We start from the raw sequence: 22,234 nt of genomic DNA, 5'->3' as shown, positions 1-22,234 counted from the left end.
TCAGGGCTTCGTGACCCGGTCGATCCATGCAGCGGTGGGGCCGGATGCAGCCAGGAAACGGGCGATCGCATCGGCGGCGCGGGCGGTGGGTCGGTCTTGCGATGAAAGGATCAGCATGGTGGTCGGCCTTGCCCGCAGCAGGAGATTGTCACCGATGACCGCCAGCTTGAGGCGGCTGTTGCTGCCTGTCAGCACCTTTCCCGTGCGATACCAGGTGACGGCGAGCCTTTCGACCTTGCCGTTGCCGAGCAGGCGCTCGCTACGGCCTTGCGGGAAGGCCGGGCCGGACGACTGCCAGGACCACTGCGTCCCGGGGGTCAGCGCGCCCTGCCCGAAGCCACCCGCCTCGCGGCCCTCTCCCTGCCGCGCGTAGAGCGCCACGAAGACATCCACGGTGCCGCCCTGCCAATCGGCATAGCGCCCCAGCAGGCGATGATCGGCACCTTCGGCGCGCGGCTCCCACCAGATCTCGGGCGTGTAGTCGGCCCGCGTCCAGCCCGGCACCTCCGGCAGCGCGATGTGCCGAGGCAGCGGCGCCGAAAGCGTGGCGCCATGATGCGCCCAACTCATGGCCGCGACAAGCAGGACCCCCAGCGAGGCGAGCGCCGCGGCGGGAGAGATCCTCGCTCTTTCCAGACGCGCCAGTACGGGGGAACGCGCCAGGGCGGCGGCGTCGATCATCGGTTCGCCGGGAGGCCGGTCGAAGAAGCGCCAGGCGCCTGCCAGCACCAGCGCCAGCACGAGAGCGAAGAAGACCCAGCCGTAGACGATGTGGTCGATGCCCGCCGCCTTCTCCACGCCCACGATCTGCGCGGCATAGATCGTGCCCCAGGCGCGTACACCGTTTGCGAGTATCGGAACGAGCAGACAAGCCAGCACCATCGCCGCCCGGCGGCTCCAGGCGAGGAAGCAGAGGTTCGCGGTCAGCGTGCCGAAAGCGACCATCGCGATCAGGAACTTCACGCCCGAGCACGCTTCCGCCACCTCGAAGAGGCCCGCCGGCGTATCGATGAACACGCCGTCGACCGCCGCGGGGATGCCGCTGAAATGAGTCAGCGCGACCGTGATTCGGGCGGTAATGGTCTGCAGGACCTCCACCAGTTCCTCGCCTACGGGGATGAGAAAGGCCATGTAGCAGAGGGGAAAGCACAGTCCGGTCGCCACGCGCGGCCCGAGCAGAAGCGGAACCGTCGCGCCGAGCATGGCCACGGCGCCCGCCTGCCGCGCGAGATCGAGGCCAGACAGGGCCCCCAGCAGCCAGAGGAACGCGGCGCCGGCCATCGGAATGAGGCCCGGCCACCAGCACATCGGCGCCAGCTTCGCCAGTTCGCTGCGGCGCTGCCAGACCAGCCACCCGAGGATCGGCGGGATCAGGACGATATGGTTGTACGTGGAGATATCCCACCATTGCCGGGCCATCGCCGCCCAATCGTGCAGGAACGCCGCGACGATGAGGAGCGCCGCCACGGCCCAGCGCAGCAGGCCGGTACGCCAGTGCGAGGGCATGTCTCGCCAGAGCAGGCGCGCAGGCCGCGTCGGTGCGGCAAGCTCAGGCGGCATCGGTCAGGCCTGGGGCTCGCTCGTCCTGCAAGCCCAGGAAACGCGGCAGATCGGCGAGAGCGGCGTCCCAACCGGCATGGGCAAGGATCCACTCCCGCGCGACTTGCCCCATTGCCTTGCCACGGCCCGGATCGTCGGAAAGTGCCAGGACCGCATCGGCCAGGGCCTCGTCGCTTTCGGCAACCGAAAAATGACGACCATCCGCCGCTTCGATGCCGGTCGCGGCGCCCGGCGAGAGCACGACCGGCAAGGCCATGGCCATCGCTTCCAGCACCTTGTTCTGCACCCCCCGCGCGATCTCCAGCGGCACCAGCGCGATGTCCGCGGCCGCAAGCCATGGCCGGATGTCATCGACCCGGCCCCAGACATGAACGCCCTCGCGGCCGTGATGGGCCAGCAGCGACGGCGGCGGATTGCGGCCGACGACGTGAAGACTGGCCTGCGGATTCCAGGCGCGTATCAGCGGCAGGATACGCGTTATCGCGCGCTCCACGGCCTCGATATTGGGGGCGTAATCCATCTGGCCGGTAAACAGCAGCCGCGGCCCTGCTATCTCCAGCATACGCGGCTCGGGCACCGCGCCTGCGGGATCGAAGAACGCCGAATCGATGCCGTTGCCCATTGCCGCGACGCGGCAGGTCGGCTCGCCCAGGCGCGCTTCGAAAAGCGCGGCTTCCGCCCTGCTGACCAGGAGCGTGCGATCGGCCCGCCGCGCGATCCGTGCTTCCTCCGCACGCAGCAGGCGCCCTTCCCGGCGCTCCATCCAGCTTCGAAGGCCTCGCCCCTTGGCGCCATAGGCTTCGAACTTGGCCGAATCGACATCGACGAGATCGACGATCACCCGTCCTTGAAAGTCCGCCGGGACATATTGCGCCATCTGGCCCGAGAACACGAACACCGTGTCAATCGGACGCGTGCGCAGCACCTCGCGAACCCACTGCGCCATGCGGCCATCGTGGAAGGCGGTCAGGCTGATCGGACGGGCGCGAAGGAGCGCTTCGACGCCTGCCAGAGGCAAGGCCTTGTCGCGTGGGAGCAGCAGGTGGCTTGCGGTCGCGGCGGCCATGTCGCCCTCGCAGGCCCGATCCAGCGCATCGTCGGCGAAACAGCCGAGATGGACCGGAGCCAGCGCCGCCAACGCCTTGAGCACATGGTGCGAGCGGATCTTGTCGCCCCGGTCGGGGGGAAACGGGATGCGATGGGCGAGGAAGAGAATCTCGCCCATCAGCCGATCCCGCGCGCGATGAGCGGCCCCAGCCGGTTGGCGACCGCCAGCGGCAGGCGCTGCCAGAGCCGGATCTGGAGCGAGAGCCTGGAACTGGTCGGGTCCGCCTCGCGCCGGGGAGCGCCGGGGGCGGTCCAGGTCGCATAGGTCAGCGGTTCGGGGTCGAAGCCCCAGTTGCGCTTGAAATGATAGGCACCGCTACCGGTCTTCGAGCGGCCGAAATCGAATGTCGAACAGCCGCGCCGACGGGCATGCAGCATGAGTTCGTAGTACATCCGGTCATTGGCGCGAAGCTGGCGGGCCTCGCGGGTGCCGCCGCCCCAATAGGGCATGGCGGCGCCGCGATGGTAGAGCGTGATCACGCTGGCGACCGGCCACTGCCGATGTCGGACGGTCAGTACGTCGGCATCGTCCCCGAAAGCGTCGAGCACGGCATCGAGCAATGCGCGCGGAAACACGGGCGTACCCAGATTGCGGTAGCTCTCGGCAAACACCGCATAATGCGCCGACCGGTCCCGCTCGGACCTGCCGATCTCGATCTCGAGATCGCCCGCCAGCGCCTTGCGGACCTCGGCCCGCTGCTTGCGCGGAACGCTCGTCAGTTGCGCCTCGTCGTCGGCGGCCAGTGCCCGCGCGAAGTTGCAGTGGCTTTCGGTCTTGAGCGACCAGCGGGCATTCTCCTGCGGCAGCAGGCCGCCGCGCAGTTCGATGGTCGGGCAAGAGTGCCGCAGCGCCAGTTCTTCCAATGCGGCGAACAGCGCCGGCACGTCGGCACCATCCCCCGTCAGCAATCCGCCGCCAACCGCAAAGCCCGAGGACGCGAGCAGGCGGCCGAAAACCGGCGAATGGATCATATCGAGCGGCAGGAAAGCAACGATCTCGCCCCGGCGCTCCTGCACCAGGGCCATGGCGCGATTTCCTGTCGCCCGGGCCACCGAAACGAACCAGGCCGGCCGATGGAACGGCGTCGCCCGGGGATGATGCGCCGCGAACCGCTCCAGCCGGGCGACTTCGCCGGGATCCGCCAGATCGACCAGATGCGCCTCACCCGTGGAGAGAGCGAACGGCGCGGTCACGCGGCGACCGCCGCCAGCGATGCAGGTTCGAGGATCGGCGCACGGCTCGCTTCTCGCGCGGCCAGCTCGTCCATCCGGCCCCAACCGAATTCCCCGATCACCCGGCGCAGCTTCTCCGCCATCACCCCCAGGTTGGTATAGTGCCGGAGGCGCGAGCGCAGCGGCGCATTCGGCACCCTAGGTTGCTCGGGGTCGATTTCCCAGGGATGGAAGTAGAACACCGCCGGGCGACCTTCCGCATTCACTTGCCGGATCGCCCAGCGCGAGAACCGGTAGGGCAGTACCCGGAAGAAGCCGCCACCACCGGCCGCCAGCCTTCGTCCCGCGAACATGGCGGTGGTCACCGGAATTTCCACGAGCGGGCTGTCCGGGAGCGGGCGGAACGCGAAACGCGGCGCCTCGCGCCAGCCGTAATGGTCGTGGGCTACCGGCGCGACGCTGGAACTATAGCCATAGCCCTGCTCCGCCAGCACGTCGAAAGCCCAGGGGGTACGCGCATCGATCGAGAAGCTGGGCGCGCGGTAGCCGGTGACCTTCACGCCCGCCGCGTCTTCGATCGCCTTGCGGCTCATGTCGAGATCGCGCCCGAAGGTTGCGGCATCCATGCGGAACACGCGCTCATGGTCCCAGCCGTGGCTGGCGACCTCGTGCCCCGCCTCGGCGATACGGCGAAGCAGCCGGGGGTGGCGCACCGCGACCCAGCCGAGGGTGAAGAAGGTTCCCTTGACCGCCGCAGCGTCGAACAAGGCGAGGATCGCGTCGCAGTTGCGCTCCACCCGCGTGCGGATCGCCGGCCAGTCGGCCCGGTCGATCACGGTCTCGAACGCGCCGACCTGGAACCAGTCCTCGACATCGACCGAGAGGCCGTTGATCGGCCCTGGATCGTTCATGGCGTCCACTCTTCCGGCTCCGCTGCGAAAATCAGGCCGCGCGGCGCCGACCGTCGCCGCCTTCGAACCATTCGATCAGCATGGCAAGGGTATGGCGCAGGGTGCGTTCCTGCTCTTCCAGGCGCGCTTCCAGCCGGGCGTTCTGCGCTGCCGCCTGGGCTAGCTGATCCTGCAGGGCCGCCACCTCCAGCGTCTCGCCGGACAGGGGCGCGTCGTTCCGGCGCTCCACTTTGTCGGCCAGTTCGAGCATGGCATGCCGAAGTTCCTCGATCTGCACGTCACGCGTGGCCAGGGCCGCTTCGATCAGGGCGATGGCCGCCTTCGCATCGGGCCCGCCGGGATGCGACGCGCTGCCTTGTCCGACCGGGGCAGGCGCGGCGCCCCCGCCATTCGGCTCGCCCTGGCAGACCAGGGCGCGGGTGCCGTCCTCGTCCAGCTCCTCCAGCACCTCGCCAAGCATGTCGAGATCGATGAGCGACCGCTTTTCCACCGCGCCAAGCAGGAGCAGGCGGCTGACGATCTGGTTGATCCGGCGCGGAATGCCCCCCGTCGCCTGATGCACTTCGGCGAACAGGCGGTGGTCGAAGCCGGGATTGCCTTTCCAGCCCACGCGGCCCAGCCGGTGCTCGACGTAGGCCTGCACTTCGCGGGGTTCCATGGCCGTGAGGTGATGCGTCGCGATCACCCGCTGGCGAAGCTGTTCGAGAAGCGGGCTCTCCAGCAGGGTCGCGCGGAACTCCGGCTGGCCGAGGAGCAAGGTCTGGAGCAGCGGGTGCGAGCCGAGCTGGAAGTTCGACAGCATGCGCAGTTCCTCGACCGCATCGATCGCCAGGTTCTGCGCCTCGTCCACGATCAGCAGGCAGCGGCGGCCCGCGCGCGCTTCGGCATGAAGGAAACCCTCGATCGCACCGAGCGCCGAGGCCTTGTCATGCCCGGCTACCGGCAGGCCGAAAGCCTGCGCCACGACATGGACGATCGCCTCGCCGTCGAGCGCGCTGGTGACGATGCAGGCGGCGGTGAGGCGCGCCGGGTCGATCGTCGCCATGAGATGCGCGACCAGCGTGGACTTGCCCGCGCCCACTTCGCCGGTGATGACCACGAAGCCCTCGCCCTGCGCCAGGCCGTAGCCGAGATAGGACAGCGCCTTGCGGTGCGTCGCGCTCTCGAAATAGAAGGCCGGATCGGGCGTCAGCTGGAAAGGGCGGCCCTCGAACCCGTAGTATTGGTCGAACATCCCTGCTCTCCTTCGCAATCAGAAGCTGTACCGCAAGCCCGCAAGCGCGGACGCGGTCCAGTAGTCGTCGTAAAGCGCATCGTCTCGGGTCATCCCGTTGATGCCCAGGGCCACGCTGGCGCGCAGGCGGCGGGTCAGCATGCGGTAGTAGCCCAGCGTCCCGCCGTAGCCCTCGACATTGCCGGTCAAGGCGTCGGTGCTGCTGAGCCAGTTGGCGTAGACGTTGGCCGACCATCCGGCATCGCTGCCAAGCTGGCCACTGAGGTAGGCGGAAACCCACCAGTTCTCGTCGATCACGCCGTCGGCGGCGGCAAGCACGGTGTCGCGTCCGGCGATGAAGTCGCGGCGGTCGTACCCGGCGCCGATCCCTGCCTCCATCCGGCGCCCGATCCGGCGCGAATAGCTCATGGCGATGCCCCGGCCGCGATAGACCGCCGAGCGCACCGAACCCAGCGCGCCCGACAGGCAGTTGTTGCCCTCAAGCGAGATCACGCAGCCGCGCAGTTCCCCGGTGACGGGGTCGCGCACGGCCACGAAATCGTCCGGCAACTGGTCCAGAGCACGGCCGAGCTGGCCGCCGAAGCCGCTGATGCTGTCGTAGACGCCGACACTGAGCTGGCTGCGATCGTCCGGCGCATAGGCCAGGGTGCCGCCGAAGCTGGTGGAGCCATAGCGGCGGCCGACATGGGCCGAAAGGGAAGTGCGGCGACTCGGGCGCCACATGACGGCGACGTCCCAAAGCAAGCCGCTGACGTCGTAGGACAGCCGGCGCGGCGCGCTCTTGTCGGTGACGTAGCGGCCGTCGCGGCCGACCACGGGATTGCCGCCCGCGTCGCGCACCGCGTCCCGGCTGGAAACTTCGACATCCTCATAGCCGAGCGCGCCCACGACCTGCACCGTACGGCTGACGGGGACCGTCACCATGGCGCGCGCCTGCATGTCGCGCACGCGCTGGTCGAGGTTCGACACGTCTTCCTGGTAGAGGCTGCCGCCCACGCCGAGTCCCACCGGCGCGATCACATAGGGCGCGATCCCGGCCTGGACGTCGGCCATCTGCGTGACGCTCTTGTCGAACAGATCCGCTGCCGCCCTGCCTGGCGCCGCGACGAAGGCGTCCGACTGCTCGACTTTGGTGAAGCCCGCCCGGTAGTTCGCGGAAAGATCGATGTCCCCCGCGCGGGTCTTGAACGAAGGCCCTCCGTAGACCGAGTAGATATTGGTCCGGGTGTCGTCATCGACCAGTCCGTTGAACAGGGCCGATCCGCCGTTCTCTACGCGGGCCTGGGTCGCGAGAGCACCCGCTTCCAACGTCAGGCCGGGCGCCACCGCGGTGTAACCGCGCACGATGCCGCTTATGGCATCGCCGTCGCGGGCCTTCCTGCCCCAACCGATATAACGCTCGTACCGGACCGAGGCCGACAGCGCATTGTTGCGCCCGGTGATGCCGAGATCCACGCCCGCCGCAAGCTGCGTATAGGTGAGCACGTCGTTACCCGGCGAAAGCTGCGCGTCGACGACCTGGTCGATCTCGATATAGGGCGTCACGTCCAGCCGGCGCGCGCGTTTGCCGCGCCCGGCGCGGGTCGCGCCCGCGCGCTTGTCGCCAGGCTCGGTCGGGCGCGAGGCTTCGCCCGAACCGCTGCGCGCCTGGTCCTGGTTCATCGGCTGCGCCTTCCCGGAAGGCGCCGCCAGAACGGTCAGCGCGACCAGCCCCAGCGAGCCGAACAGAGCCGCCTTCATCCCTTGTACCCGTAATAGGAGCCGAAGCGGCGACCGCTGGGGCTGAACTGTGCATCGTTGAGCAGAAGCTGCACGTTCGGGCAGGCATTCAGCAGCGAGATCGCGTCTTCCAGAGCGCCCTGGGCGGTGCGGTCGGCGCGCACGATCACGACTGTCTGCCCGACGTACTTGGCCAGTTCGGCGGCGGGCGAAGCCGCCAGCGCAGGCGGCGAATCGAAGATCACCATCCGGTGCGGCGCGTTCTCGGTAAGCCGCTCCAGCACCCGCGCAGTGCGCGAGGAGGCGAGATACTCGCTGTCGTTGATCGCAGCGTCGCCCGCCGGCATGACCCAGAGGCCGGGAACATCGGTGCCGAGCACGCAGGCGGCCGGATCGATGGTCTCGTCCATCAGCGCGTCCATCAGCCCCGGACCGCCCGGCAGTCCCAGCGCCGAGAGGATCGAAGGCTTGGCGAAATCGGCATCGACCAGCAGAACTTCGCTTTCCTTCTCGGCGGCGATGGAAAGGGCGAGGTTGAGCGCACAGTAGGTCTTCCCCTCGCCGGGATGGGGAGAACTGATCAGGATGCGCTGCGCGGCAGCGCCCGCGCCCTGGCCGCGCAAGTCGCCCGCCTGGACCAGAAGCTGCCGCTTGACGATGCGGAACTCCTCCAGCAGCGTCGTGACTGCGCCTTCCGGCACGATCAGCCCCTGCTCGCGCAGATGCTCGCGATCGATCGGGTGATGCGCGCCGCTAAAAGCGACCGGATGGGGCGACGCGGCAGCAGGCGCGATCTCGGCGGAAATCCTGGGCGTCGGCGCGCTTGCCTGAACGTCGATCGCAGAAGCGGCGGCGGGTAGGACAGGCGCAGGCGCAGGTGCCACCTTCTTGCGCGCCGGCTCGGCCGGCAGCGGCCCGGGACGTGCAATCATGGCGTTGAAATCGAAGTGCCCTGCAGCACGTTCTATCAGCGATTCGCCCCGGCTGCGCGTCTTGACGGAACGGGGTTCAGCCTCACCCTTCTCGCCGTGACGGGACTCGTCTCGACCCGAGAACGGCATCTTGCTGTGCTTGGTCATCACCGCTCCTCAGGCCACCATGCCGCGCTGGACGAACTCTACCGCGAGCAGCACCATGCAAAGCCCGCAGAGCACCGCGCCCGCGCCGAAGAAATACTTGAGGCGGCGGCGGCGAAGCTCGCGGACCCGATCGGTGACGTTCTGCGAAATCGCGCCGAGCACCGGCAGGCCGGTCGCCCGCTCCAGCCCTGCCGCCGTCGCGAAGACGGAACGGATCTTGCCAAGCGCGAAAGCGCCCGCGCAGCCGCCGACCAGCCCGGCGATCAGCACGCCCACCAGCAGCAGCGGACGGTTAGGGGCCACCGGCTTGCGCGGCGTCGTCGGTGGATCGACCACCTGGAACTTCACCGCCTCGCGCTCGGTCTTCACTTCGCCGCGCAGCCGCAGTTCCTCGCGGTCCTGCAGGAGCTTGTCGTATTGCTGGCGCAGCACGTCATAGTCGCGGTTGATGCGCTGCGCCTCGGTGGCGAGTTCCGGGTCCTGGATGGCCGAGGCCGTCAGCGACGCCAGATCCGACTGCAAGGCGGCCTTGCGCGAAGTCAGCGCCTGGACGTTGGCCAGCCTCTCGGCGCGGATCGACTGCAGCGAACTATAGGCCGGGTTAGGCATGCCGCCGCCATTGGCGGCTTCCTGCGCGGCCTGGCTTCGCAGGGCGGCGATCTGGTTGCGGGCGACGATGACGTCCGGATGGTTGTCGGTCAGGCCGCGCGCCTTGAGGCCGGAGAGCTCGGTCTGCGCGGCGGCAAGCGCGCCGGCGGCTCCGCCTGCTCCGCCGCCGGGAATCGCGCGCGGCGTCCCTGCAAGCTGGCCGTCGATCGCCGCCAGCGAGCTTTGCGCGGCGGAAAGGTCCGCCTCCAGATCGCGCAACTGAGTGCGCGAGCTTTCCATCCGCTGCGCCGCCGCCGCGCCGCCCAGGACCATTTCGGGGTGCTGCGCTTCGAACGTGGTGCGGCGCTGCTCGGCAGTCTCCAGTTCCTTCTCGCGGGCGCGAAGCTGCTGGTTCACGAAGGTCAGGGTCTCGACCATGTCGCCCCGGTCGCCCGAGAGGTTTTCCTCGCGGAAGATGTCGATCAGCTTCTGCGCCACTTCGCGGGCGAGCTGCGCATTCTCGGCATCGGAGAACGAGCCGTAATTGGCCGTCGCCGTGATTTCGAAGAGATTGTCCTGCTGTGCGACCACCGAGACGTTCTTGCCCAGCCCTGCCACGGCCGCTTCCATCTGCTTGGGCGACTGGATGGTGTCGCCCAGACGGGTGCCACGCACGACCTTTTCGAGGTTGACCGCGCTGGTCAGGGTCTGGCGGATGCGCTCGATATCGCGCTTCTTGTCGGCCACGCCGATGCCGACCTGCTCGGCCAGCGCGTCGTCGAGCTGGATGAAGATGCGCGCACGCGATTCGTAAGTGTTCGGGATCAGCGCGACCATCAGCCAGCCCAGAAGACAGATCGCCCAGGCCGCCGCCAGCGCGATCCAGCGCCGGTGCCAGACGCTGTGGAGCGCCGCGAGCAATTCTTCGTAGAGGCCGTTCATCGCGCCGATCCGCTTCCCTCAGGTTCTCAGAACATGCTTTCCGGGATGATGATGACGTCGCCCGGATTGAGCATGACGTTGGCCTTGCTCTTGCCCTTCTTCAGCAGGTCGCTGAGGCGCAGCGCATATTCGGTCTGCTTGCCGCTCGCCTTGTCGAAGCGGATCAGCCGGGCGCGATTGCCGGCGGCATATTCCGAGAGGCCGCCCACCGCGATCATCGCATCGAGCACGGTCATATTGGCACGATAGGGGATCGATGCGGGCTTCTCGGTGGCGCCGACGATGCGGATCTGCTGGCTGTAGGTGCCGGAAAAGCCGTCGACGATCACCGAGACCAGCGGGTCCTGGATATATTGCGACAGCTGTCGGCGAATATCTTCGGCGAGGATCGCGGGTGTCTTGCCCACGGCGGGCATGTCGGAGATCAGCGGCGTGGTGATGCGCCCATCGGGCCGGACCTGCACTTTCGCGCCGAGTTCGGGATTGCGCCAGACGAAGACCGTAAGCTGATCCAGCGGCCCGATTACATAGGCTTCGCTCGGCCCTTCCTGCTGGGCCACGAACTGCGCCGGCGGAAGCTCCGGCTTGGGCGCCGCATGGGCGCAGCCGGTCATAACCACGCTGGCGAGCACGGAGCCGGCCAGCAGTCCGTTAAAGCGGCGATGCGACATAGACCAATCCCTTCAGGCGCCCGTCACTTCCGCCGTACAGGACTGGCGGACCGGGCAAAATTCCAGCCTCGCCTATTGCGCAAAAGCATGAACATTGCGTTAGTCGTGACACGGCGATTCCCGCGCGGTCCCGGAATGGGACAACGTGGGCGCCTGAACTTAAGCAGGGCCCGAGTTGTGCATTGAGGCCGACGACGGGCTTTTCGAACAATCCTCAGTCGATCCCCACGTGTCATCCTGAACCTGTTTCAGGATGACGGTTTTGTGCGGCTCCTGCCGATCGTCGGACGCCAGAGATCCCTGACCCGGCCTAGACCAGCATCTCCACCGCCGGCCCCTGTGCCAGGAAGTTCGCCGGACTGGCCGACGCGCCGTAAGCGCCGGCACAGAACACGGCGATCAGATCGCCCGCTTCGGCCCGCGGGAAGCCGCCCTTGTCGGCCAACTTGTCCAGCGGCGTGCAGAGGCAACCGACGATCGAGGCTTCCTCCTCTACAGGCGCGTCAAACCGGGTAGCTATGGCGGAGGGATAGTTGCGGCGGACCACGGTTCCGAAGTTACCGGAGGCGGCGAGCTGGTGATGGAGCCCGCCATCGGTGATGAGGAAGACCTCGCCGTGGCTCTCCTTGCGATCGATCACGCGGGCAAGATAGACACCCGATTCGCCAACGAGATAGCGGCCGAGTTCGATGCAGAACGCGGTCTCCTGCAAGACGTCCGGCAGGTTCTCGAGCCGCGCCGCCAGCCGCTCCCCGACCAGCGTGAGATCGACGGGCTTGTCGCCCGGGAAATAGGGTATACCCAGCCCACCGCCCAGGTTGCAATGCGGCAGCGGCGCGCCGCTTTGCAGCGCCAGCCGCGCGGCGAGGTCGAGCGCTTGACCCTGGGTCTCCGCGATCGCTTCTGCATCCAGCGCCTGGCTTCCGGCGAAAATGTGGAAGCCGCGCCATTCCGCGCCGCTCGCCACGATGTGGCGGACCAGTTCGGGAACCCGTTCCGCGTCGATGCCGAAGGGCTTGGCGCCGCCGCCCATCTTCATGCCCGAACCCTTGAGGTCGAAGTCCGGATTGACGCGGAGGGCGAGGCGCGGCGTCAGGCTGAGTTCGTCGCCGATGGCGATGGCCCGCCGCGCTTCGGCTTCCGATTCGAGGTTGAGCGTCACCCCCGCGCGGATCGCCGCTTCCAGTTCGCGGTCGCGCTTGCCGGGACCGGCGAAGCTGACGCGCGAGAGGTCGATACCCGCGCCGCGCACGATCTCCAGTTCGCCGCCAGAAGCGATATCGAACCCGTCGACAAGCCCGTCCATCAGCGAGAGAAGAGGCATGAACGGATTGGCCTTGACCGCGTAGTGCAGCGCCAATCGCCCGGGCATCGCCGCGCGCAGGTCGGCGACCCGGGCGCGAACCCGCTCCGCTTCGTAGAGGAACAGCGGCGTGTCGCCGGCCTGCTCCACCCACGTCGTCACCGGTTTCCCACCGACTGCGAGAACACCGTCGATGGCCGTGAAACCTGCCGGAATCGGACCGAGCGGCTTCATGCGCCCAGTTCCATCGCAAGGCCTGTTCGGTCGATCTTGCCATTGGGGCCGATCGGCATGGCCTCGCGCCAGTGGATCACTTTGGGTTGCATGAAATTCGGCAGTTCCTGCATGAGCTTACGCGGTAATTCTTCTTGCGCGCCTGAGACTCCCGGCGCCGCGCGGACCACGAGGTGCACCGCCTGCCCCAGCCGTGTATCCGCTACACCCAGCGCCACCGCTTCGGCGACGAGTCCCGTGGCCAGCGCCGCCTCTTCGACTTCCTGCGGACTTATGCGGTTGCCTGCACTCTTGATCATCGCGTCACGGCGGCCGACGAAATAGAGCAAGCCGTCGGCATCGCGCCGCACCCGGTCGCCCGACCAGACCGCCATGCCCCCATAGCGCGATCCGGCGGGCGCCGGCCTGTAGCGCTGCGCCGTGCGCTCCGGATCCTGCCAGTAGCCATGGGCGACAAGCGGGCCGCAATGGACCAGTTCGCCCTCCTCGTCATCGGCTGCAATCTCGCCCGCATCGTTGACGACCAGCACTTCGGCATGGGGGATCGCCTTGCCCATCGAGGTGGGGTGGGTGTCGATCAGCGCGGGATCGAGATAGGTCGAGCGAAACGCCTCGGTCAGGCCGTACATCGCGAAAAGCCGCGCCTTGGGGAACAGGACGCGCATCCTGCGCACGAGATCGACCGTCAGCGCCCCGCCGCTGTTGGTGAGGCAGCGCAGCTTCGCGGCGACCTCGGCGGGCCAGTCCAGTTCGCAGACCTGCACCCAGAGCGGCGGGACGGCGGCGAGCGTGGTGATGGCGTGGCGATCGACCGCCTTCATCACGTCGCGCGGCATCAGGTAGTCGAGCGGGATGACGCAGCCGCCTGCATACCAGGTGGAAAACAGCTGGTTCTGCCCATAGTCGAACGAAAGCGGCAGCACCGCCAGGGTGCGATCGTCCGGCGCAAGGCCGAGATAGTCGGCCACGCTTTCGGCCCCCAGCCACATGTTCGCGTGGCTGAGCATCACGCCCTTGGGCCGTCCGGTCGACCCGCTGGTGTAGAGGATTGCCGCCAGTTCCTCAGGGTCTGCCTGTGAGGGCGGCATATCCCCGCCAAGCCCTTCCGCCTCGGCCAGCGCGGAGGCTTCCTCGACGACGCGGCAAGCCAAGGGCACGTCCCCCTCGTCCAGCGAAGCCAGACGCGAAGGGGTGGCGATCAGCAGAGCCGCCTCGCTGTCGGCCATGATGTGCGCGACTTGCGCGCGCTTGAGCAGCGGGTTGACCGGCACGTGCACCAGCCCCGCCCGCGCTGCCGCCAGCGGCAGCAGGCAGGTCAGTTCGCCCTTCGCCGCCCAGGAGGCCACGCGCGCGCCTTTTTCCGGCACTTCGCGCGCCAGCCAGGCCGCAAGGCGGGAGACACGCGATCTTAAGGCCTTGTAGTCCAGCACGTCTCCGCGCAGCACGAGCGCCTCGGCCGAATCCTCTCCGCGCAAGGCGAGATGGTCGAGCGGCAGGATCATGGCGGAAAAGGCTCCACAGGAGTTCGAAGGAACGTGATAAAGGTCGATTATCACCGCGATCTTAAGCAAGTGCAATCGGATGGCCAGCTAACCGCATGGCTTTCCGACAGCAATCAGCACGCGCCATTCGACCGGCTGGCGTGGTTCGAAGGCCTTGCCGAGCATTGCGGACTCTTGCCGATGCTCGCCGTGGCTCGCGATGGCAGCGATCTGGCCGTGCTGCCCTTGCAGGGAGATGGCGGGCATCTTCATGCGCTGTCGAACTGGTACACCTTCCGCTATCGCCCCCTCGCCTCACGTTCCGATGCCTTGCTCGGCGCACTTGCGCAGGGGCTTGCCGCTGAGGCACGGCGCGTCACTCTTTCCGCCGTGCCGGACGAGGACCGCAGCGCCACGCGCCTGGAAACCGCCTTTCGCAAGGCGGGCTGGCTGGTGCGCCGTACCGCCTGCGACACCAACCACATCCTGCCGGTGGGTGGACGCAGCTACGATCAGTACCTCGCCGCGCGTCCGGGCAAGCTGCGCACGACGCTCAGGCGCAAGTCCGGCAAAGTGGAAACGCGGGTGCTGGACCGTTTCGACGAGCAGGTCTGGCGCGCCTACGAATCGATCTACGCCGAAAGCTGGAAGCCGGAGGAAGGCAGTCCCGCCTTCCTGCGTGCCTTCGCCGCGGCGGAAGGCAGGGCCGGTCGGCTCCGGCTGGGCATCGCCCATGCCGACGGCGAGCCGGTGGCTGCGCAGATGTGGACCGTCGAGGGCGGCACGGCGTGGATCCACAAGCTGGCGCATCGTGACGCGGCCAAGCCGCTATCGCCCGGCTCGGTGCTCAGCGCCGCGCTGTTCCGCCATGTCATCGATGAGGACCGGGTCGATCTCGTCGATTTCGGCACCGGAGACGATCCGTACAAGCGCGACTGGATGGAAATTGTGCGACTGCGATACCGGCTGGACATGTTTCGGCCCGGCTCGCCGCGGAACTGGCCGATACTGGGGCGCAACCTGCTTCGAGCGGGCGCGCAATACCTTGCCGCGACTGCGAAGCGCGGCTAGAGGCGCGGGGTAACGAAAAATGCCCGAAGAGAGGGGCCATGCCAGACGATACCGACCTGCTGCTGCGTCGCATCCTGACCGACGTGCTGGGCCTCAAGCAAGGTCAGGCCGAGACGTTCGATGCCGGAACCGGCCTGTTCGGGCACCTGCCCGAGCTGGATTCGATGGCGGTCGCCGGCTTGCTGACCGAGCTGGAAGACCGCCTGGACATCATCATCGAGGACGACGAGATCGACGGCGAAATGCTGGAGACCTTCGGCGGCCTGCTAGAATTCGCGAAAGCCAAGCGCGCAACCGCCTGAGGCAGCGCGCGGAGGCGGTCGCATGACCCCCGTTACATGGCCGCTGCCCGGTGAGGACGCAGGCGCGGAAATGGCGCTCGCTTGCGATGCCCAGCGCCCAGCACGCCTTCTGATCGTCCCTGCCCTGTTCGACGAAGGCAACCGCCTGCGCCGCTTCACGGTGGAAGTCATGCGGCGGCTGGGCCGCGCCGGTATCGACACGATGCTGCCGGATCTTCCCGGCACGAACGAGAGCGATCTGGGACTGGAGGCGCAGAATGCGGTTCGTTGGCGCGATGCGATGCAGGCCGCAGCCCGTCATTTCGCAGCAACGCATGTGCTGGGCATTCGCGGCGGCTGCCTGTTCACGCCGGGCTTGCCCGCCTATCACTATGCCCCGGTCAAGGGCGCGCAGATCCTGCGCGGAATGCTCCGGGCCCGAATGCTCGCCAGCCGTGAAGCCGGGCTTGCGGAGGAGCGTGAGGCGCTGACGGCCAGAGGGCGTGCGGAAGGTTTGGTGCTGGCCGGATACCCGCTCGGTGCAAGCCTGTTCCGCGAACTGGAGGACCTTGAGCCGCAGATCGGACCGAGCGTCATCACCCAGGACCGTATCGGTGGCAGTGGCCTGTGGCTTCGCGCGGAGCCGGACGAGGACGCACAGCAGGCCGACGCCCTCGCCGCCTTGCTGGTCGAGGCCATTCGCCCATGACGCGGCGGCATGTCACCTTCTCTTGCGAAGGCCACCGGCTTGTGGCGACCATCGACGAGGCATCCGGCGAGACGGGCCTTCTATTGGTTTCAGGCGGCAACGAAGTGCGCGCCGGAGCATGGAACGGACAGGCCCGGTTCGCCGCGAGGATCGCCGCCGCAGGGTTTCCCGTCCTGCGCTTCGACCGGCGCGGCGTGGGCGACAGCGAAGGCGAGAACGGCGGCTTCCGGTCGAGCGCGCCCGACATCCGCGCCGCGCTTGAGGCGTTCCGCTCGGAGTGCCCGCATCTGCGCCGCATCGTCGGTTTCGGGAATTGCGACGCTGCCAGTGCGCTGATGCTGGCGCGGGGCGCGGACCTGGACGGCCTCGTGCTTTCCAACCCGTGGACTCTCGAGGGCGAGGAGGCAGAAGCGCCCGCCCAAGTCGTGCGCGACCACTATCGCCGCCGTTTGGCCGATCCCGCCGCGATCCTGCGCCTGCTCACGGGTCAGGTCCCGATCGGCGGCCTGATCCGCAGCCTGCTGGCCGCCGCCCGCCCCTCTCCAGCACAGCCGGTGGGTCTGGCTCAGGAGATTGCGCAAGGGCTGGCGGCCTTTTCAAGCGAAGTTCGCTTGCTGGTTGCCGAAAGAGACCGGACGGGGCTCGCCTTTATGGCGAACTGGGACAAGTCCGATAGCCGGTTGCGGCGCTGCGCAGGGGCTACGCATAGCTATGTCGAACCTGAAGCGCGGGAATGGCTGGCCATGCAAGTGCTGGAAGTCCTGAAGGCCAGCTATCCCGGGAAGATGCCGCTTCCGCGCGGTCGTCAGGCAGGCGGGATCGGCGCTGCACAACATACATCGCCATGCACACGCGACGAGGCTGCACGCGCGGGGGAGCCATTTCGCGGGTCTGGGGGCTCAGCCCCCAGGATCCCTTCCGTTCCAGAATAAAATCAGGCCTCGACCTTCACGGCCTCGGCGAAGTCCCGCGCGGCCAGGTAACGCTCGGCGTCAAGCGCCGCCATGCAGCCGGTGCCGGCGGCGGTGATCGCCTGGCGATAGACGTGGTCCATCACGTCGCCGCAGGCGAAGACGCCGGGAATGGCGGTCTTGGGCGTGCCCGGCTCCACGAGAAGGTAGCCGGTCCCGTCCATGGCGAGCTTGCCCTTGAACAGGTCGGTAGCCGGCGCGTGGCCGATGGCGACGAAAGCGCCGTCGGTGAGGATCTCGCTCTGCTCGCCGGTCTTGGTGTCGATCAGCGCGAGCGCGCGCAGCTCGCCGTTCTCGCCTTCCATGAAACGCTCGACCCGCTTGTCCCAGACGACCTTGATCTTGGGGTTGGCGAAGAGGCGGTCCTGCAGGATCTTCTCGGCGCGCAGGCTGTCGCGGCGGTGGATCAGGGTCACTTCGTCCGAGTGGTTGGTGAGGTAGAGCGCTTCCTCGACGGCAGTGTTGCCGCCGCCGATCACCACCACCTTCTTGCCGCGATAGAAGAAGCCGTCGCAGGTGGCGCAGGCCGAGACGCCCTTGCCCGAAAGCTCCTGCTCACCCGGTACGCCCAGCCACTGCGCCTGCGCACCCGTGGCGATGACGAGTGTATCGCCTTCGTAGATATCGCCCGAATCGCCGGTGGCGGTGAAGACCGGGCCGTCGAGATCGACCGAAGTGATGATGTCGTACATCATGCGCGTGCCGACATGGACGGCCTGGGCCTCCATTTCCTGCATCAGCCAGGGGCCCTGGATCACTTCGCGGAAGCCGGGGTAGTTCTCGACATCGGTCGTGATGGTGAGCTGGCCGCCGGGCTGGAGACCCTGCACCACGATCGGCTCCATCCCGGCGCGGGCGCCGTAGATCGCGGCCGAAAGTCCGGCCGGCCCGGAGCCGATGATGAGCATGCGGGTCTTGTGCGTCGTCGCCATGTGTACCTCCGGCGTGAATCTGTCGAATATCGTCGGGGCGCGAGATAGGGCCAAGCACCCCGGTTTGCCAAGCGGCGTACGGGGTAAGGAAATACTTGATCCCCGCAAATCCTGGCTAGCATTCCATTGACCTGGGCCTTCTGGCGGATCACGGTCGAGTCATGAAAAGCCAGCTTGGACCGACCTCGAACCGCTTCATCTCGCAGCGCCTGCGGCTCAACTATGTCGATTGGGGCAATCCGGAGGCGCCGCCGCTGATCCTCCAGCACGGCGGGCGCGATCATTGCCGCAGTTGGGACTGGGTAGCCGAGGAACTGCGCCACGATTGGCACGTCATCTGCCCGGACTTGCGCGGCCATGGGGATTCAGAGTGGTCGCCCGAAGGGCACTACGGCATGGACGCCTTCGTCTACGACTTTGCCCAGCTGGTCCACACGCTGGGGCACGAGCAAGTGACGATCGTCGCGCATTCGCTGGGCGGCAGCATCGCCACGCGCTTTACCGGGCTGTTCCCGGAGAAAGTGGCGAAATTCGTCAATATCGAAGGTCTCGGCCCGCCGCCCCACATCCGCCGCCAGATGGAAGAGCGCGGGATCGGCGAGCGGATCCAGCAATGGATCGAGGACAAGCGCCGCGCCGCAGGACGCACCCCGCGCAAGTATGCAACGCGCAAGGATGCCTACCAGCGCATGAAGGAGGAAAATTCCTTCCTCACCGAGGAGCAGGCCCGCCACCTCACCATCCATGGCGCCAGCCGCAACGAGGACGGCACCTGGAGCTGGAAATTCGACAATTACGTCAACGTCTGGTCCGTCTCCGACCTGCCGACTTCGGACGTCGTCGCGCTATGGCAGGCGATCACGTGTCCGATGCTGATGCTCTGGGGCAGGAACAGCTTCGCGCAGAGCCCGGCGGAAGATGGCCGGATCGACCATTTCACTACCGCCCGGCTCATCGAGTACGACAATGCCGGGCACTGGCTCCATCACGATCAGTTCGATCGCTTCATCGCCGACGTGAAGGCTTTCCTGGGCCCGTGACTTTCGATGCCGGCTCAGGTGAGCAGGAAGTACCCGAGTCCCAGCCAGCACACCGCGCAGAGCGCCACCGCGATCACCAAGCCGCGCGCGTCGTGGTCGGGATTGCCCAGCCGCCCATTCTGCGCGGCATAGACGAGACTTGAGCTGATCCCGCGATTGAGGCTGGCGAGACCTTCGCCGCGGCGTTCGAAAAACAGCATACCTTCGTCAACGACGTTCATTCACAACATCCCCTTTCGCGCGGCGGATTTTTTCCGCCGGTCCGATGCCGCCCGCCTTTTGGCGTGGCGTCCCGAACCTTCCCGCAGAATCGGATGCTATCATCTTCCTCAATCCTTGGCGAGAGCATCGCTGCGCCGCCAGCGAAGCTTGAATCCACGCCTTGCAATACCGCCATTCAGCCATATACGGGCGGATACAGTCAACTCCGCGGAGACGATCCGACATGCGCCGGCTTTTCGCCTTGCTTGCTTCCCTTTTCATGGCCGTTGCAGCCCTGGTGGAGCCTGCCGCCGCGCAGCAGACGGGGCCGCTGGTGCTCGCCGCCGCCAGTCTGCAGGAATCGATGACCGCCGCTGCCGATGCGTGGGCGGCCAAGGGCCATGCCCGCCCGAAGATCTCCTTCGCCGGATCCTCCGCGCTGGCCCGCCAGATCGAAGCCGGCGCGCCTGCCGACATGTTCGTTTCGGCCGACGAACCCTGGATGGACGAGGTCCAGTCGAAAGGCCTCCTGCGCCCCAAGACACGCGTGTCGTTCCTCACCAATAGCCTCGTGCTGGTGGCTCCGGCCGGCAAGCCCCGGCGCCTGAAGATCGCGCCCGGCTTCCCGCTGGCAGCGGCCCTTGGGTCCAGCCGCCTTGCCGTTGCCGATACCAATGCCGTGCCGGCCGGGGTTTATGCCAAACAGGCCCTGATCCGGCTCAGGGTCTGGCCTTCGGTGCAAGGCAAGCTGGCCCCTGCGGAAAACGTGCGCGCCGCGCTTGCCCTGGTCAGTCGCGGGGCAGCGCCGCTGGGGATCGTCTACGCGACCGATGCCCGGGCCGAACGCGGCGTGCGCGTCGCCGGCATCTTCCCCGCGAATTCGCACGACCCGATCAGCTATCCCGTCGCCCTGCTCGCATCGTCGCGCCACAAGGATGCCGAAGGATTTCGCCGCTACCTGATCTCCGCCGAGGGCAAGGCGGTGTTCCGCCGCTTCGGTTTCGGCACCCGCTAGTTCCACGCAAGGCATGCCGGCGCTTACCCCCGAGGAATGGCAGGTGCTGGTCCTGTCGCTGAAAGTCAGCTTCGTCGCCATGGCCGCCGCCCTGCCCCTCGCCTTCGCGCTGGCCTGGGTGCTGGCGCGCTGGCGGTTTCCGGGGAAAGTCCTGCTCGACGCTCTGGTCCACCTGCCGCTGGTCCTGCCGCCGGTCGTCACCGGCTGGCTGCTGCTGATCGCTTTCGGGACGAACGGACCGCTGGGCCGCTTCTTCGCGGAATGGTTGGGGCTGACGTTCATCTTCCGCTGGACCGGCGCCGCTCTGGCCGCTGCCGTCATGGCGCTGCCGCTGATGGTCCGCGCCATGCGCCTCTCCATCGAAGCGGTGGACCGCCGCCTCGAACAGGCGGCGCGCACGCTCGGCGCCGGGCGCTGGCGCACCTTCGCCACCGTAACCTTGCCGCTGGCGATGCCGGGCGTGCTCGCCGGCCTCGTCCTCGGCCTTGCCCGCTCGATCGGCGAATTCGGCGCGACGATCACCTTCGCCTCCAATATCCCCGGCGAGACGCAGACCCTGCCGCTGGCGATCTACAGTGCGCTTCAGATGCCCGGCTCCGAGTGGCAGGTGACGCGCTTGGCAGTATTGTCGATCCTGGTTTCGGTCGTGGCCCTCGTCGCATCCGAGTGGCTGGCGCGCCGAAGCGGTCAAGGCGGCGCACACCATGCCCTTTGACGTCGCGATCACCCTGCAGCGCGGCAAACTGCGGCTCGACTATGCCTTCCAGACCGAGAAAGGCGGGCTGACCGCCCTGTTCGGCCCTTCCGGTGCGGGCAAGACCTCGCTGCTGGACGCCATCGCCGGTCTCGCCCGGCCGAGCGAGGGCCGCATCCTTGTCGAAGACCGGGTGCTGTTCGACAAGGCGCGCCGCATCGACCTTAGGCCGGAGCAACGCCGCTGCGGCTACGTATTCCAGGACCTGCGCCTGTTCCCGCACAAGAGCGTGCGTGACAACCTGCTCTACGGCTGGCGCCTCGCTCCCGCCGAGCGGCGCTGGATGGACTTCGACGCCGCGCTCGGTTTCCTGGGCATCGGCCATCTGCTGGATCGCCGCCCCGCCACGCTTTCCGGCGGCGAGGCGCAGCGCGTGGCGATCGGCCGGGCCTTGCTTTCCGGTCCGCGCTTCCTGCTGATGGACGAGCCGCTGGCCTCGGTGGATGCGGAAAGGCGCGAGGAGATCCTCACCGTGATCGAGCGCATCCGGGACGAACTGGCCCTGCCGATCCTCTACGTCAGCCACGACCGCGCCGAAGTGGACCGGCTCGCCAGCCGGGTAATCGCCATCTAAATCGCTCGCCCGGCAGCAGCCGTCATTGCCGGAACGCGGCGGACCTCTATATCTGCGCGGCGTAGTTCAAACGCCTGAAAGGACCCATTCCATGACCATCGCCATCGGTGACAAGCTGCCCGACGTGAAGCTCATCAAGGCCGGCGAAGGCGGCCCCGAACCCGTGCAAAGCGCGGAGTTCTTCGCAGGCCGCAAGGTCGCGCTGTTCTCGGTCCCCGGTGCATTCACCCCGACCTGCTCGGCCAAGCACCTGCCTGGCTTCGTCGACAAGGCCGCCGAACTCAAGGCCAAGGGTGTGGACGAGATCGCCTGCACCGCCGTCAACGATGCTTTCGTCATGGGCGCCTGGGGCAAGGCCTCGGGATCGGCGGACGTGACCATGCTGTCCGACGGCAACGGCGATTTCGTGAAGGCGCTGGATCTCGTGATGGACGGCACCGGCTTCGGCATGGGCCATCGCGGCAAGCGTTTCTCGATGGTCGTCAACGACGGCGTGGTAGAGCAGCTCAATGTCGAAGCGCCGGGCGCCTTCGAAGTCAGTTCGGCCGACCACCTGCTCGGCCAGCTCTGATTACGACAGGATAACGCGATAAGGGGCAGCCTTCCTGTGGGATGGCTGCCCCTTATCGCGTCCGGCATCGACAGGGCCCGGCATCGACAGGGCCCGGCATCGACAGGGCCCGG

The 22,234-nt window shown here is 67.5% G+C and carries 22 protein-coding genes; 9 read left to right on the top strand and 13 right to left on the bottom strand.

Annotation, left to right across the window (positions count from 1 at the left end):
* The 11 genes from xrtA to L284_RS44035 all read right to left on the bottom strand — a co-directional run bounded on the left by xrtA (position 1) and on the right by L284_RS44035 (position 14,023).
* The gene (gene xrtA, locus L284_RS44085; protein WP_021235804.1) at positions 1-1,560 is read right to left on the bottom strand and encodes an exosortase A; all 1,560 of its coding nucleotides are present in this window, start codon (positions 1,558-1,560) and stop codon (positions 1-3) included.
* A complete protein-coding gene (locus tag L284_RS44080) occupies positions 1,550-2,785 on the bottom strand; it encodes a TIGR03087 family PEP-CTERM/XrtA system glycosyltransferase (protein WP_021235803.1) in 1,236 nt (411 codons plus the stop codon). The genes xrtA and L284_RS44080 overlap by 11 nt, the downstream gene beginning before the upstream one ends.
* Positions 2,785-3,861: a FemAB family XrtA/PEP-CTERM system-associated protein gene (locus L284_RS44075; protein ID WP_021235802.1), complete on the bottom strand. Its 1,077-nt coding sequence runs from the start codon at positions 3,859-3,861 to the stop codon at positions 2,785-2,787. The genes L284_RS44080 and L284_RS44075 overlap by 1 nt, the downstream gene beginning before the upstream one ends.
* Positions 3,858-4,751, bottom strand: a complete 894-nt coding sequence (locus L284_RS44070; RefSeq protein ID WP_021235801.1) for an XrtA system polysaccharide deacetylase — start codon at positions 4,749-4,751, stop codon at positions 3,858-3,860. The genes L284_RS44075 and L284_RS44070 overlap by 4 nt, the downstream gene beginning before the upstream one ends.
* Positions 4,752-4,782: 31 nt before the next feature.
* Positions 4,783-5,985, bottom strand: coding sequence for an XrtA/PEP-CTERM system-associated ATPase (locus L284_RS44065; protein ID WP_021235800.1), 1,203 nt, complete (start codon positions 5,983-5,985; stop codon positions 4,783-4,785).
* 18 nt (positions 5,986-6,003) lie between these two features.
* Complete coding sequence (locus tag L284_RS44060; protein ID WP_021235799.1) at positions 6,004-7,725, bottom strand: hypothetical protein; 1,722 nt, start codon at positions 7,723-7,725, stop codon at positions 6,004-6,006.
* Positions 7,722-8,783, bottom strand: coding sequence for a P-loop NTPase family protein (locus L284_RS44055; protein ID WP_021235798.1), 1,062 nt, complete (start codon positions 8,781-8,783; stop codon positions 7,722-7,724). The genes L284_RS44060 and L284_RS44055 overlap by 4 nt, the downstream gene beginning before the upstream one ends.
* A gap of 9 nt (positions 8,784-8,792) precedes the next feature.
* Complete coding sequence (locus tag L284_RS44050; RefSeq protein WP_021235797.1) at positions 8,793-10,313, bottom strand: XrtA system polysaccharide chain length determinant; 1,521 nt, start codon at positions 10,311-10,313, stop codon at positions 8,793-8,795.
* Between the two features lie 26 nt (positions 10,314-10,339).
* Entirely contained in the window at positions 10,340-10,984 is a 645-nt protein-coding gene (locus tag L284_RS44045) for an XrtA/PEP-CTERM system exopolysaccharide export protein (RefSeq protein WP_021235796.1), read from the bottom strand.
* A 310-nt stretch (positions 10,985-11,294) separates the two neighbouring features.
* Positions 11,295-12,521 carry a pyridoxal-dependent decarboxylase, exosortase A system-associated gene (locus L284_RS44040; RefSeq protein WP_021235795.1) on the bottom strand — a complete coding sequence of 409 codons (1,227 nt, stop codon included), beginning with the start codon at positions 12,519-12,521 and terminating at the stop codon, positions 11,295-11,297.
* Complete coding sequence (locus L284_RS44035; RefSeq protein ID WP_021235794.1) at positions 12,518-14,023, bottom strand: acyl-CoA ligase (AMP-forming), exosortase A system-associated; 1,506 nt, start codon at positions 14,021-14,023, stop codon at positions 12,518-12,520. Before L284_RS44035 ends, L284_RS44040 begins: the two co-directional genes overlap by 4 nt.
* Before the next feature lie 33 nt (positions 14,024-14,056).
* Here L284_RS44035 and L284_RS44030 point away from each other — a divergent pair, with 33 nt between their 5' ends.
* The 4 genes from L284_RS44030 to L284_RS44015 are packed head-to-tail and all read left to right on the top strand — an operon-like array spanning position 14,057 to position 16,995.
* On the top strand, positions 14,057-15,073 hold the full coding sequence (locus L284_RS44030) for a GNAT family N-acetyltransferase (RefSeq protein ID WP_021235793.1): 1,017 nt from the start codon (positions 14,057-14,059) through the stop codon (positions 15,071-15,073).
* Between the two features lie 38 nt (positions 15,074-15,111).
* Positions 15,112-15,375: a phosphopantetheine-binding protein gene (locus L284_RS44025; protein ID WP_021235792.1), complete on the top strand. Its 264-nt coding sequence runs from the start codon at positions 15,112-15,114 to the stop codon at positions 15,373-15,375.
* 22 nt (positions 15,376-15,397) lie between these two features.
* Positions 15,398-16,063, top strand: a complete 666-nt coding sequence (locus L284_RS44020; RefSeq protein WP_031343062.1) for a hypothetical protein — start codon at positions 15,398-15,400, stop codon at positions 16,061-16,063.
* The gene (locus L284_RS44015; RefSeq protein ID WP_021235790.1) at positions 16,060-16,995 is read left to right on the top strand and encodes a hydrolase 1, exosortase A system-associated; all 936 of its coding nucleotides are present in this window, start codon (positions 16,060-16,062) and stop codon (positions 16,993-16,995) included. Before L284_RS44020 ends, L284_RS44015 begins: the two co-directional genes overlap by 4 nt.
* Before the next feature lie 2 nt (positions 16,996-16,997).
* Here the strand turns inward: L284_RS44015 and trxB are convergent, their stop codons facing one another.
* Positions 16,998-17,966: a thioredoxin-disulfide reductase gene (gene trxB, locus L284_RS44010; protein WP_021235789.1), complete on the bottom strand. Its 969-nt coding sequence runs from the start codon at positions 17,964-17,966 to the stop codon at positions 16,998-17,000.
* 161 nt (positions 17,967-18,127) lie between these two features.
* On the opposite strand from trxB, the gene L284_RS44005 reads away from it, so the two are divergent.
* Positions 18,128-19,006 carry an alpha/beta fold hydrolase gene (locus L284_RS44005; RefSeq protein WP_021235788.1) on the top strand — a complete coding sequence of 293 codons (879 nt, stop codon included), beginning with the start codon at positions 18,128-18,130 and terminating at the stop codon, positions 19,004-19,006.
* Positions 19,007-19,020: 14 nt separating this feature from the next.
* Here L284_RS44005 and L284_RS44000 read toward each other — a convergent pair whose 3' ends face one another.
* On the bottom strand, positions 19,021-19,227 hold the full coding sequence (locus L284_RS44000; RefSeq protein ID WP_021235787.1) for a hypothetical protein: 207 nt from the start codon (positions 19,225-19,227) through the stop codon (positions 19,021-19,023).
* A 260-nt stretch (positions 19,228-19,487) separates the two neighbouring features.
* On the opposite strand from L284_RS44000, the gene modA reads away from it, so the two are divergent.
* The 4 genes from modA to L284_RS43980 all read left to right on the top strand — a co-directional run bounded on the left by modA (position 19,488) and on the right by L284_RS43980 (position 22,121).
* On the top strand, positions 19,488-20,222 hold the full coding sequence (gene modA, locus L284_RS43995) for a molybdate ABC transporter substrate-binding protein (protein WP_235054571.1): 735 nt from the start codon (positions 19,488-19,490) through the stop codon (positions 20,220-20,222).
* Between the two features lie 13 nt (positions 20,223-20,235).
* Positions 20,236-20,937, top strand: coding sequence for a molybdate ABC transporter permease subunit (modB, locus tag L284_RS43990; RefSeq protein WP_021235785.1), 702 nt, complete (start codon positions 20,236-20,238; stop codon positions 20,935-20,937).
* On the top strand, positions 20,927-21,550 hold the full coding sequence (locus tag L284_RS43985; RefSeq protein ID WP_021235784.1) for a molybdenum ABC transporter ATP-binding protein: 624 nt from the start codon (positions 20,927-20,929) through the stop codon (positions 21,548-21,550). Before modB ends, L284_RS43985 begins: the two co-directional genes overlap by 11 nt.
* Before the next feature lie 91 nt (positions 21,551-21,641).
* Positions 21,642-22,121: a peroxiredoxin gene (locus tag L284_RS43980; RefSeq protein ID WP_021235783.1), complete on the top strand. Its 480-nt coding sequence runs from the start codon at positions 21,642-21,644 to the stop codon at positions 22,119-22,121.
* The last annotated feature ends 113 nt before the right edge of the window (positions 22,122-22,234 follow it).

This window comes from Novosphingobium lindaniclasticum LE124, from assembly GCF_000445125.1.
GTDB lineage: Bacteria > Pseudomonadota > Alphaproteobacteria > Sphingomonadales > Sphingomonadaceae > Novosphingobium > Novosphingobium lindaniclasticum.
Note: the sequence above shows the minus strand (reverse complement) of the source record. Positions and strands in the feature narration are given on the sequence as shown.